Source organism: Acinetobacter sp. ABJ_C4_1, assembly GCF_044538495.1.
GTDB classification, from domain to species: Bacteria; Pseudomonadota; Gammaproteobacteria; order Pseudomonadales; family Moraxellaceae; genus Acinetobacter; species Acinetobacter nosocomialis_A.
In genome coordinates this window covers 56,358-69,326 of the sequence record NZ_JBIUCQ010000017.1, presented here as the reverse complement: position 1 = coordinate 69,326, position 12,969 = coordinate 56,358, and the positions used below count along the sequence as shown (strand labels likewise).

General features: G+C 36.4%; 10 protein-coding genes. All 10 read left to right on the top strand.

Annotated elements, in window-relative coordinates; translation table 11 throughout:
- The first annotated feature begins 110 nt into the window (after window positions 1-110).
- The 10 genes from ACIF8R_RS16595 to tagF all read left to right on the top strand — a co-directional run bounded on the left by ACIF8R_RS16595 (window position 111) and on the right by tagF (window position 12,969).
- Complete coding sequence (locus tag ACIF8R_RS16595; RefSeq protein ID WP_396482031.1) at window positions 111-800, top strand: hypothetical protein; 690 nt, start codon at window positions 111-113, stop codon at window positions 798-800.
- A gap of 16 nt (window positions 801-816) precedes the next feature.
- Entirely contained in the window at window positions 817-1,320 is a 504-nt protein-coding gene (tssB, locus tag ACIF8R_RS16590; protein ID WP_004702470.1) for a type VI secretion system contractile sheath small subunit, read from the top strand.
- Entirely contained in the window at window positions 1,313-2,794 is a 1,482-nt protein-coding gene (gene tssC, locus ACIF8R_RS16585; protein WP_004702469.1) for a type VI secretion system contractile sheath large subunit, read from the top strand. The genes tssB and tssC overlap by 8 nt, the downstream gene beginning before the upstream one ends.
- 49 nt (window positions 2,795-2,843) lie before the next feature.
- The gene (locus tag ACIF8R_RS16580) at window positions 2,844-3,347 is read left to right on the top strand and encodes a type VI secretion system tube protein Hcp (protein ID WP_000653195.1); all 504 of its coding nucleotides are present in this window, start codon (window positions 2,844-2,846) and stop codon (window positions 3,345-3,347) included.
- Window positions 3,348-3,426: 79 nt separating this feature from the next.
- A complete protein-coding gene (tssE, locus tag ACIF8R_RS16575) occupies window positions 3,427-3,903 on the top strand; it encodes a type VI secretion system baseplate subunit TssE (RefSeq protein WP_002048404.1) in 477 nt (158 codons plus the stop codon).
- Window positions 3,904-3,919: 16 nt separating this feature from the next.
- Window positions 3,920-5,731 carry a type VI secretion system baseplate subunit TssF gene (gene tssF, locus ACIF8R_RS16570; RefSeq protein ID WP_396482029.1) on the top strand — a complete coding sequence of 604 codons (1,812 nt, stop codon included), beginning with the start codon at window positions 3,920-3,922 and terminating at the stop codon, window positions 5,729-5,731.
- Window positions 5,695-6,693 carry a type VI secretion system baseplate subunit TssG gene (gene tssG / locus ACIF8R_RS16565; protein WP_396482027.1) on the top strand — a complete coding sequence of 333 codons (999 nt, stop codon included), beginning with the start codon at window positions 5,695-5,697 and terminating at the stop codon, window positions 6,691-6,693. Before tssF ends, tssG begins: the two co-directional genes overlap by 37 nt.
- Window positions 6,690-8,102: a hypothetical protein gene (locus tag ACIF8R_RS16560; RefSeq protein WP_396482025.1), complete on the top strand. Its 1,413-nt coding sequence runs from the start codon at window positions 6,690-6,692 to the stop codon at window positions 8,100-8,102. The genes tssG and ACIF8R_RS16560 overlap by 4 nt, the downstream gene beginning before the upstream one ends.
- 30 nt (window positions 8,103-8,132) lie before the next feature.
- Complete coding sequence (tssM, locus tag ACIF8R_RS16555; RefSeq protein ID WP_396482023.1) at window positions 8,133-11,972, top strand: type VI secretion system membrane subunit TssM; 3,840 nt, start codon at window positions 8,133-8,135, stop codon at window positions 11,970-11,972.
- Between the two features lie 37 nt (window positions 11,973-12,009).
- Window positions 12,010-12,969 carry a type VI secretion system-associated protein TagF gene (tagF, locus tag ACIF8R_RS16550; protein WP_022574835.1) on the top strand — a complete coding sequence of 320 codons (960 nt, stop codon included), beginning with the start codon at window positions 12,010-12,012 and terminating at the stop codon, window positions 12,967-12,969.

Sequence of the window (12,969 nt, the reverse complement as noted above, 5' to 3'; positions counted from 1 at the left end):
ATGATAAACTGCCTTCAAATTTTTTGAATATAAGGTTTAAGCCTGATTTTTTGATATTTATAAAATGTTAATTTTTCAGTAAAACCTTGATTAAATAAGAAGATATAGGAATGAAAGTTGTGTTAAAGCAAAGTGTTTTGATACTTTTTTTAATTGGTAACTATGTTGGTTTATCTTGTGCACAAGCTGCAGAATTAGAACCTATAAAACTAAAGAAAAGCTGTATTAAGAAAAACCCTATAATTGAAGGTCAAACGGATCCAGAGTTGTTAAGTCTTTTTAAACAAGTATGCGATACAGATAATTCTACTCAAAAGAATGATTTATTAGCTAAAGCAGCGATGCGGTTTTATCAGACTAACCAGCCAGTTAAAGCGTTAAATTTAGCTAGTCAATTACAGAGTCAAAATGTTCGTGGTTCGTTATTAACAGATGTATTGTTTTTATCTGGCGTAAGCATTGCAAATAGCTCTTTGCAACAAATGCGTGGTCAGGAAATGCGATATTTAACGAATGACGTAACATATCCTCCTGCAAAGCAGTTAATTGAAAATATTCATACAGCCATGCCTGCACCTGATCCATCGAATTTCAAAGCTAGCTCGGAAGGTGGTTCGGCTGATAATGAAAAAAGAAGTTATAGAAAACAAAATGTAGTACGTAATCGAGTTTCTACTCCTCGAACAACAACTAAACATACAGTAACTCCAGTAAAAACACCTGCGGTTAAACCAAAAACAGCGCCTGTTGCGAGTGTTAGTAAATCAAAAAGTTCGCCTTTTGACCCTTTAACTAAATAATCTGGGATAGAACCTTATGGCTAAAAGAGAAAGCGTACAAAAGAAGCTTCAACGAATTCGACCTCCTCGTGTTCAGCTTACTTACGATGTTGAAATTGGTGATGCAAAAGAAGCAAAAGAACTCCCGTTTGTTGTTGGTGTGATGGGTGACTTTTCTGCAGCATCTGAGCTTGAACGTACAAAGTTAAAAGATAAAAAATTTATTAATGTAGATTTAGATAATATCGATGAAGTAATGGAGTCGTTGTCTCCACGAGCGGCTTTTCAGGTAGATAATACGCTAACTGAAGAGGGTGGACGAATGGCCGTTGATTTAACATTTAAGTCAATGGAAGATTTTCGTCCAGAAAACGTTGTTCAACAAGTTGATCCATTAAAGAAACTCGTTGAAGCGCGTGAACGTTTAACTGATTTAAGAAACAAAATTTCTAACAGTGAACGTTTAGAAGATTTGCTTGATGAAGTCCTTAAAAATACTGATCAAATTCGTAAATTAAGTGCGGAGGCTGATCATGAATAATACTCAATCAGCAGCGATGCCACTTGTTGAAAATGAAGAAGTTAATCTTTTAGATTCGATTGTTGAGCAAAGTCGTATTGCACGAAATGACGAAGAGCATACGCGTGCTAAAAGTCTAATTGGTGAACTTGCTAAAGAAGTCATGGCTGGAACCATTACTGTTTCTGAAAATATGACTTTATCAATTGATAAGCGTATTGCAGAAATTGATGCACTGATTTCAAGTCAGTTAAGTCAGATTATGCACAATGAGCAATTTCAAAAAATTGAATCAACGTGGCGTGGTCTTTATTACTTCTGCCAAGAAACTCCTTCAAATCCGCTCATTAAAATTCGTATGTTAAATACGACAAAGAAAGAGTTGGTAAAAGATTTTCAGGGTGCTACAGACTTTGATCAAAGCACTTTATTTAAGAAAATTTATGAAGAAGAGTACGGCTCTTTTGGTGGCGCACCATACTCAGCATTAATTGGTGATTTTGAGTTTGACCGTACACCATCTGATATGTATTTGCTTGAACAAATTTCTCATGTTGCAGCAGCAGCGCATGCGCCATTTGTTTCAGCAGCTAGCCCAAGCATTTTAGGCCTTGAGTCATTTACAGATATTGATCGTCCTAGAGATGTTTCAAAAATCTTTGAAACGGCTGAATATGTACAATGGCGTTCATTCCGTGATAGTGAAGATTCACGTTATGTTGCATTGACGTTGCCGCATGTTTTAGGTCGTCTCCCATATCATCCAAAAGAAGGTACTGCGACAGAAGGCTTCAATTTTATTGAAGATGTTTCTGGTGAAAACCACAATGAATATTTGTGGATGAACGCAGCTTATGCTTTTGGTACTCGTTTAACAAATGCATTTGATATGCATGGTTGGTGTGCCGCTATTCGTGGTGTTGAAGGTGGTGGTTTGGTCGAAGGTTTACCAGTCCATACATTTAAAACACAAGATGGTGAAGTCGTATTTAAATGTCCAACTGAAATCGCAATTACAGATCGTCGTGAGAAAGAGCTAAGCGATCTAGGCTTCATTCCGCTAGTACATTGTAAAAATACAGATTACGCAGCTTTCTTTGGTGCGCAATCAACTCAAAAACCTAAAAAATATGACAACGATACTGCCAATGCAAACTCGGCTTTATCAAGTCAAATTCAGTACATCATGGCTGTTTCACGTATTGCACATTACTTAAAAGCAATGATGCGAGATAAAGTGGGTAGTTTTGCTTCTGCTGGTAATGTTGAAGCATTTTTAAACGAGTGGTTGTCACAGTATGTATTACTTGATGACGGTGCTTCTCAAGAAGCAAAAGCTCAATACCCATTACGCGAAGCGTCTGTAAAAGTTGTAGAAGATCCTGCTCAACCAGGTCACTACAAATCTGTGGTTTTCTTGCGACCACATTTCCAGCTGGATGAGTTGTCGGTTTCTTTACGACTTGTCACTGAGTTACCTCAGTCCTCAAATTAATTAAGGTCAGCTAAAGAATAACTTTAAATTAAAAATAGGAAAGTTCTAAATGAAAGATATATACGTTGAGTTTCGCGGTAAATATAAAGTTGATGGAGAATCTCGTGATTCTGAGCACAAAGGTTGGTTAGAAGTTAACTCTTGGTCTCATAACATTCGTCAACCTAAATCTGCTACTTCAAGTAGCGTAGGTGGCCACACTGCTGAACGTGTTGAACATTCTGACATGGTTTTCGTGAAAGACTTAGATGCTACTAGCCCGAAACTATGGGAAGCATGTTCAGCTGGTTATACATTTGATGAAGTACAAATCGACTTTTATCGTGCAAATGGCGATAAACGTATCAAGTACTTACAAATCAAATTGAAGCACGTTCTAGTTTCTAGCGTGACTCCAACTGTTAACGAAGAAGGCGTTCCTACAGAAGCATTTGGCTTGAAATATGCTGCTGTTGAGTGGACTTATAACCAACAAGATATTAACGGTACTGCTAAAGGTGCTGTTACTAAGAAATGGTCACTTTCTAATAATACAGCTTCTTACGCAGCTTAATTATTTAAGTGAATATTTGGTGGAGGCTGACATAAAGTTAGCCTCTGCTGTCTCTAAATATGCTTTGTTGTGAACTCGAATGAACTTAGATCGGCTTTATCCATACGGATTTCGTTCAACTTTATTTGATCGCTTAATTCCAGAAAGTGAAGATTATGCAAAAGGTCTTTCTATTCAGCAATTAAGAGAATCTGTAGCAAAGGATTTAGAAGACTTGCTCAATAGTCGGGTAGCAAAGTTAGATCATGTGGTTGATGACTATCCGCTTGTAAAAAAATCGATACTTCAGTTTGGGATTATTGATTTTGTAGGGCTTTCTACAGCCAATCCTCTGGATCGGGATAAAATTTGTCAATCAATTGAGCAATCAATAGCAGCTCATGAACCTCGGCTAAGACAAATACGGGTAGAGATGTTGTTGGATGGACATAATATGGGCGCATTATGTTTAAGTATTCAGGCTTATCTAAATATTCACCCTCTATATGAACCTGTTGTATTTGATGCATTGTTAAAACCAACAACGCAGCAGTATGTAATTTCAGCGAGAACTTAAGCGTAGTGGGTGTGTTGTGATAGAAGAGCTTTTACCGTTTTATGAAAAACAATTACAAGAATTTGGTCAGCAATCTCGAGAATTTGCCCAAAAATATCCAAAAATTGCTCAGCGCTTATCTTTAAATCAAGAGCAAATTGATGACCCGCATATTGAACGTCTGATTCAGGCTTTTTCGCTGATTGCCGCTCGAATCGATAAAAAACTTACAGACAGTTATGATGTTTTTACTCGTTCTTTATTTGAGGTGATGTTTCCTCAATACTTGCGTCATTTTCCTGCTTGTTCAGTTGTTAGCTTTGAAGATATTAATAAAATTAAACAGCTTACAGAACCTCATCTTGTACCTGATCATACGGTTTTGAAATCTCGTAGTTTCAAAGGGGTACAGTGTGAGTTTAATACAACTCAAGATGTTAAATTATTACCTATTCATTTAAGTGGTTTAGATTTTAAAACTACACCTAGTGCACATATGCACTTAAACCAAAATGCAACGTTGAGTCTTAAATTTGAAATTTTTAATAGTGCTCATGCATGCTTAATTCATGAGAAGCTTCCTATTTATTTGGATGCTATCTCCAATTTTCCTTTACAAGTACTTGATAGTATTTTCAAAAAAGGGACCAGTTTTGCGGTTAAACATGGTCAAACGATTGTAGAGTTGGGTAAGAATCCATTCGAGTTAATAGGTTTTTCTGAACAAGAAAGTTTATTACCCCTCGATCAACATACGCATCATGCTTATCGTTTGTTGATGGAATATTTTTGTTTCCCAGAAAAGTTTAGCTATCTTAAACTCGATTTAGATTTTTTAAAGACTGTACCTCAGCAAGTATCTGAATTTGAGCTTCTCATTTATTTCAAATTAAATTTAAACGATCAAGCCGTTGTTAGAAACTATTCTGAATTAAATATTGCAAACTTTAAATTGTTTACTACCCCAGTAATTAACTTGTTTGAAAAATATGCGGAACCTCAAAAAATAGTTCATAAGCAACTCGAATATCCACTGGTTACAGACGCTCACCATCCTGAATTTTATCAAGTATATTCAATACTTGAGATGAATATGGTGCGTGAAAAAACAAATCAGGAAGAAAGCTATGTTCCTGTTTTACCGTTTTTTGCGATGAGTCATTATCACAATGATACAGCTCGCTTTTTTTACTCAGTGAATTATCAAAAGTTACAGTCTAATTTCGTTGAAATGGGCTATTCCATTATTTCTAAAAATCTAAATCCATTTTCAACACGTTCAGATTTTATTAGCACCAAATTATTATGTTCAAACCGTGACTTGCCTCATGAAGCGCTGGGTCAGTCTAATAACGTATTAAATTTAAATGACAGTAGCTTGGCTAGACGTGCCATTGTTTTAAAGCGACCAACAAAGCCTTATAAGTTTGAACAAGGCCAAAGTGAGCAATGGCGTGTGATTTCGCATCTTTCATTAAATAGCTTAGCGCTTATGAAAGGGGATGCTGTTTCTCATGTTAAAGAGCTGCTGGCTTTATATAACTTACCGCAGTCAAAAGAAAATTATTTAATTATTGAATCAATTAAAAAATTAGAATTTTCACTTACTCATAAACTTGTAGATGGCAAACCATTTCCAATGTTTGTGAGAGGGGTAAAAGCTGAATTACAAATTGATTCATCAGTGTTTAGAGGGCATAGCTTATATATTTTTAGTCAACTATTAAGTCGTGTTTTTAATTTAAAGGTTCAAATTAATAGTTTTGTTGATTTGGTGGTTAAGGATTATTCATCTCAGCAGGAGTTATACCAATGCAGTCAGAACGTTGGTGGCAAGACTCTTCTATAACGGCTGAGTTATTTCAACGCCCTAAATCTTTTGAATTTATTCAAGCAACACGCTTATTGCGTCATAGCCCAGCTAATGATGCTTTTTCGTCGTGGACTGATCATTTTAAGTTTGAGACCTCATTTAACTTAAACTTTCCGGCTACTGAAATTGAAAGTTTAGAATTAGTAGATGAGCGTGTTCATTTAACAAACTTGATCGTTGGTCTTACCGGTATACAAGGTGCGTTACCTTATGCCTATACAAATAAAATTAAGCAGGCTCCACGGCAGCAACGAGCTGAAACTAAAGAGTTTCTGAGTTTATTTAATCACAAGTTAACGAGTCAGTATGTCGAGTCAAGTATTACTTATCACTTGCCTGTGCGATATGAAATAGAAAATAAAAATGATTATCTGGATATTCTGCATGCTTTAAATGGTTATGTTCGATCACAACATCAACAACAAGATTTAGATGAATATTTTGCCGAATTTTCAGGCTTAATGCAGGGGCAAAATAATACCGTTCATGCTTTGAAAACAATGTTGAGTTGTATATTTAAGCATGAAATTACAATTAAAGAGTTCATACAAGAATCATTTAAGTTGGCAAGTGATCAGTTAACAACTTTGGGCGGAAGCCAGCCTAGCTTACTTGGTATAAATACGTTTTGTGGAGAAACGATTCAACAAATTGATGGAAAAATTGAGATTCAGATTGGTCCGCTTAAGCGTCAGCAATATTTAAAGTTTTTACCTCATCAAGAGCTTAGTTTAAAGCTCAAAAAAATTGTAGAAACATGGTGCAGTCCGACTCTATCAATCGATTTAAGATTGATACTGGATGAGTCGGAAATACAACCTGTTCGCCTAACTCAAAGCCAAGAAAGTGGCTTAGGGCAAGGTGCTTTTTTAATGTCTCGCAAGCCTAGTACACATAGCCATGAAACATGTTATAGCCTTATTGGAGAGCAAATATGATTAAAAAAATATTACTCTCATTCATCGCTATTTTTACAATTGTTAGTGGATTGATTATTTTCTACTGGCGTGATGTTCAATATGACCCTGATAAAGGGGATTTTTTCCTTTATTTTCTTTTGTTACCGGCAATCATTACACTGGCGATTTTATCGCCTTGGCTGATTTATAGCGCTTATAACAGCTATAAAGAAAAGAAAGAGAAAGCTGCAAATCAAAGTCAAGATGATGATAGTCAAAAACAACAGACTACACCTGATCAACCTTTAGAACAGCTAGATTTTCATATTTACTCTGCTTTCGCTATACATGCGTTAGGTGAGAATGAAACGATTATTGAAGAAATACAAGATTTTAAAAGCCCAGAACTTGATGATCAGTTGTTGAATTCTTATGGATTGCCTCTTTTATCTTATCGAATTAAAGATTTAGCTGAGTCGAGTGAAGAGGATTTTCAATACGCAGCTTCACCAAGACAAGTTCGTATCATGTCTTTAATAAGACAGCAATTAGAACAAAACATAGAGAATTTGTATCGCTTGGCTGAACATTTAAAGCGTTCAATTTTATTTTATGAATCTCATCAGATCCGTGAATATCACATGCATCCTGCATGGGTTGATCCAAATTCTGAATATGAAGATACAGAAACACCTGTAGTTGAAGTACATCGTTTAAATCGACTGAATTTACACATTCTTCTTCCAGAGGATTTATTGCATATATGGAATGATGAGCAAAGTAATGATTTGATTTTAGAATTCTTTACTGAAGTTGGCATTATTTCCCAAAAAGTTCATATCGAATATCACTTTTTGGGAGAGCGTGTAGCTTATCAAGAATTTATTCATTTATTAAAACGTATTCAAAAGAAAGAGCATGAAGTTTTTCTCGTGCTTGCTGTTGATTCAGAAATAGATCAAGACCTGATTGATGAAAAGTCTTGGATGGTTAAGGACTATATTCCGGCGGAGTTCGCGGCAAGCTGCCTTATTGCAGATCCCTCTTTAAAAATTGAAGAACTTGAACCCGCTAAAAATTTAAAAATTGTGATTGGTCAAGAAAAAACAGCAAAAGTTCTTAATACGCTGAACTTAAATGAATTACCGCAGTACGCAGGGGAAGAGCCATATGTACTTATTCTTTCAGACCAGACAGATATAAAAGCAGCGAAGCATTTGCAGCAGCAATTTACACAAACTTCTGTTGAACCACATCACTTTATTTATGTGAAATCTTCATTGGGGCATACCCAGCATTTAGTTGATATTTATGGCTTTATGCTCAGTATGCATTTTCCTGAACATATCGTTCCTTTTGTCTTTGGAGAAAATACGGTGTCAGCACATACCTTTGTGCAGAGTGTCACTGAAAATTCAGAAGATGATGCGATGGTGTTGAATAGCTAATTTAAACTTTGAACTTAGAACGAGAATAGAATGCATACAATTTTAGGCTACTTGTGGCAGTACATCACGAATCCTAAAGCAATTATCGCCTTGTCATTGTTCGTGGCATTGATGTCTTCCTATACTTCAATTCCTCGCCATATATTTTGGGCTTTAGCATCTGCATATGCTTTAGGGCTCATCGTTTATGGAATTTATTGGCTAATTCAGCGCAAGAAGCATGCGGTTCAAGGTGAAGAGCTTGCTGAAGCGATTGAAAAAGATACTCAAGCAGAGTACGGCAAAAATAAAGATAAAGAAGAGCTGCAACTTATCAGCCAACAAATGAAAGAATCTATTCAATTGATTCGTAAGTCAAAATTAGGCGATAAGAAGGGTAATGCAGCACTATATGAATTGCCGTGGTATATGGTTATTGGTAACCCAGCCGCTGGTAAAAGTTCTGCGATCTATAATTCTGGTTTAAAGTTCCCTTTTGAAGAAACCCATCAAAAAATGGTTTCGGCTGGTTTAAGTGGTACCCGTAATTGTGACTGGTTCTTTTCTACAGAGGGTATTTTATTAGATACGGCTGGTCGTTATTCGGTATATAGCGAAGATCATTCAGAGTGGTTAGGTTTTTTAAATATATTAAAGAAAAACCGTTCTAAAGCTCCGGTAAATGGGTTAATTCTTATTGTAAGTATTGCTGAGCTGGTGAGCCAAAGCCCTGAACATTCATTGAAGCTCGCTAAAAATTTACGTGCTCGTATTCAAGATTTAACTGAACGTTTAGAAGTTGTAGTACCTGTTTATTTAGTCTTTTCAAAAATGGATTTGATTGCGGGTTTTACCGAGTTTTTCGAATTCTATGAAGTACAAGAATATAATCAGGCATGGGGTGCAACATTACCATATGAGCAAAACTCTTCTCATAATGCGGTAGATCTTTTTGAGAAACATTACACTATTCTTTATGACGGCTTAAAAGGGGTAAGTTCGACTCACCTTAGTCGTCGACATTCTCAAAATATCTCACCGAGTGTGATGACTTTTCCATTAGAATTTAAAACATTAAAACCTGCACTCAAAAGTTTTATTGCTACACTATTTGAAGACAATCCTTACCAGTTCCAGCCAGTTTTCCGTGGTTTCTATTTCACAAGTGCCTTGCAAGAAGGTGTAATAGAAAGTCCAATGACTGAGCAAATTGCACAAGAATTTCAGCTTTCTCAAATTGCACAAAATGAAGTAAGAGATCAATTAAAAACAACACCTAACCATGGTTATTTCTTAAAAGGCCTATTTTCAGAAGTCATTTTAAAAGATAAAGATTTAGTTAAACAGCATGTTAATACAAGCAGAAAACGTCAACGCTACATTGCATTTATCGGTGCTTTAGCGGGTGTTTCAATTATTCTGGGTGTATGGGTTTGGTCGTATCGGAATAACCAACAGCTTATTTCTGAAGTTCAAGCTGATTTAAATAAAGTTGTTCAGTTAGAGAAGGGTTCAAGCCAACAATTATCAACTCAATTGGAAGCCCTACTGATTTTACAAAGACGTCTACAGCAATTAGACGAGTTTGATGAAAATAGACCTCTAAAATTTAGTTTTGGTTTATATCAAGGCAATGAGTTACGTGAAAAATTAAAAGCTGAATATTTAAAAGGCGTTAAACAAATTGTTTTAACACCTACTCAGCAAAATATTGCTCAGTATTTGCAACGTGTGAAAAATAACGAAGCGACTTTAAAAGCAAATCATACCAACGTTGAGATTAAGCAAACTGCTCAAACTCAGCAATATTTAGAGCCGTCAGATACCAATCCACAAGATGCTTATAATGCGTTAAAAGCATATTTGATGATGAGTAATCCACAATATATGGATGCAAGTCACTTAAGCGATCAGGTAACGCGTTTCTGGCGTTCTTGGCTGGATGCCAATAAAGGGCAAATGCCACGTGCAGATATGATTCAGGAAGCTGAACAGATTTTGTCGTATGCAATGACATTAGCAAATGACAAGCAATTCCCGATTTTGGATGCTGACTCTCAATTAGTTGATCAGACACGTCAAGTATTGCTCTCTGTGATTAGAGGTATGCCAGCACGTGACCGTGTTTATAACGAAATTAAAATGCGTGCTGCTGTTCGCTTCCCAGCTTTGACAGTAAGTCAAATTGTTGGTGAGGCAAATAAAAATGTTGTATTGGGCAGCTATGCATTACCAGGTGTATTTACTCAAAAAGCTTGGAATGACTATGTAGAAAAAGCCATTGAGGAAGCAGCAGATAAGCCTACAGATAGTAAAGACTGGGTGTTAAATAGTCGTCAATCTGATGACTTAACTTTCTCGGGTAGCCCAGAGCAAATTAGAAAGCAGCTCACAGCACTTTATAAACAAGAATATATCGCTGAATGGAGAAAATTCTTAAGTGGTATTCACTATGCAAAAGCAAATCAATTTGCTCAGCAAGTCAAAAATATTGATGTATTAGGTGAGCCACAAAATTCACCAATTCGTACTCTTATTGAACGTGTAGCTATTGAAACAAATTGGGACAATCCAGTTGTTCAAGCAGAGTTAGCTGCTCCTCAAAAAGGATTTGTTGCTTGGTTTAAACGTAAAGTCTTAAACCGTGATGATAAACAATTAGCAAATCAAGCAGCTACTAATGCTCAAGGTGCTATTTCTCAAGAATATCAAATGTTCTATCAGTTGGTTCGTAAGCGTGATGATCAACAAGGTAAATCTTTACTTGATGAATATATGACGAATCTTGCTTTGGTACGTAGTAAGTTTAATGAACTTAAAAATGCGGGTGAGGTTGGACCAAGTGCAATGACATTGGTTAAGCAAACCCTAAATGAGCAGACATCGGTATTTAATCAGACTCAAAAAATTGTAGATGAAAAAATGGCGGTTGGTTTCAGTGAAATTGATCAGCAACTTTTACAAAAATTAGTGGTGAGTCCTCTTACACAAGCCTTTGAAAGTTTAATTACGCCTACTCAAGATGAAATTAATAAACTTTGGGTTATGCAAGCGTACCAGCCATTTACTACAAATCTTGCTAAGAAATATCCATTTAACTCATCCGCTTCTTTACAAGCAACAAGTAGTGAAATTGGTCAAATTCTTGGTGAAAACGGTAGCATTTCCCGTTTTGTTAAAGAGAGCTTAGACCCATTTGTTATTCGTCGCGGCTATACCTTAACTTCAAAAACATGGAAAGATTTGGGTATTAGTTTAAACCCGCAATTTGTGATGAATTTCCAGCGCTATGTTGCACCTACAAATGGTATGGCAACTGGGGAATTAAATAGTCAAGCACCAGCGGCTCCAGCAACGAATCAGTCTAACTTCCAGTTCTACCCAATTCAAAACCCGCAATTGCTTTCATATACCGTTGATATTGATGGTCAGCGTATGACTTATGAAAATGGTGTACAGCAATGGGTTAACTTTATTTGGCCAAATCAAGGCAGCATTCCTGGTGCTCGTATTACGGCTGTAGATTTACAAGGTCAAACACATACGATTTTTGATGAACCAGGTGAATATGGCATTAACCGCTTAATTGATAGTGCACAGCGTAAAGAGCAGAACGGTGGTTTCGAAATGCTTTGGCGCAGTAAGACGGATCCATCATTGTTTGTGAAAATGAACTTCCGTCTTATTAGTAGTAACTCAGGCAGTATTGGTTCAAGTCGCGGTTACTCTGGTATGCAATTGGTTGACAAAGTTACTGCTGATAAAGCTGCCCGTGTTGTATCGGCGCAGCAAGCACCAGCTCAGGCAGCTGCTCCTGCGAAACCTGCAAATCCAGTTGCTGCATTAACACAACCTGCTGCAACTCAACCAGCTGCGGGAGTTAAGCCATGACAGGGAAAATAACCTCAACATTAAAGGAGGAGGTCTAATGCATACATTAAAAACAACTCCTCTGTATTATGGGAAAAGTCCGGCACGCGGTGATTTCTTAAAAACAAAGGGTCAATATGCCTTAATACAGGTCCTTGACCAGTGGATTACAGAAGCGCTGGAATATGCAATGCAATCCACTACGTTCAAAGAGGCATATGGTACGTTGCCTCCATTGGACTTCTTTATTGCAAATCCACAAGAGAATATGTTTTTAGCTGCAAATTTACTGGCGAGCGAAGACAGTTCAGGCCGAGCTTTTCCAATGGTACTCAGTCATTTACTTGAGATTGATTTACCTTACGAAAATTTATTATATGCACCTTATAGTTATAAGCATGTTTTAGTCGATTTATTTCAAAATAATCGTGCTTTAAGAGGTATTAAAGATTCTGACTTGTTATTTGGTAAGCTCAATCATTTACCAAATCAAATTCAAGTCTTATCTGAACGTGAATGTATCGGTTTTTATGAAAATCATACAATGCATTCATTTGCTCAATTAATGAAGCTGAGTATTTATGAATTAGCTCAAAGTATGATTGGGCTGGGATTATTACTGCAGCCAATTTTACAAAATGGGACTAGTCGCTTAAATAAAGTGCTGATTTTGCCGATTAACAATCCTGCTTATTGTTATGAAATAGCAGCATTCTGGGTCAGTATCATTTGTCGTTTTTTAAAACAACATAATACTGAAGTCTTGATTGGATTGTTACATCGAGAGCAGCCAGTATTATTCTTTGGTTTTCAGGGTGCGGATATTTTAGCTCTTAGCGATATTTTTACTCAGAATATGGATAGTAAACATTGGGTTTCTTTAATAGAAGCTCAATGGATTGATACTTATTTGGAACAAAATGCTGGTTTAGCTACGCTAGAACAATCTTTATGCCAACGCCAATTAAGTTTAAATCAAGGTTTAAAACTATTTAGACAGACTTTTTTGGGTGAATAA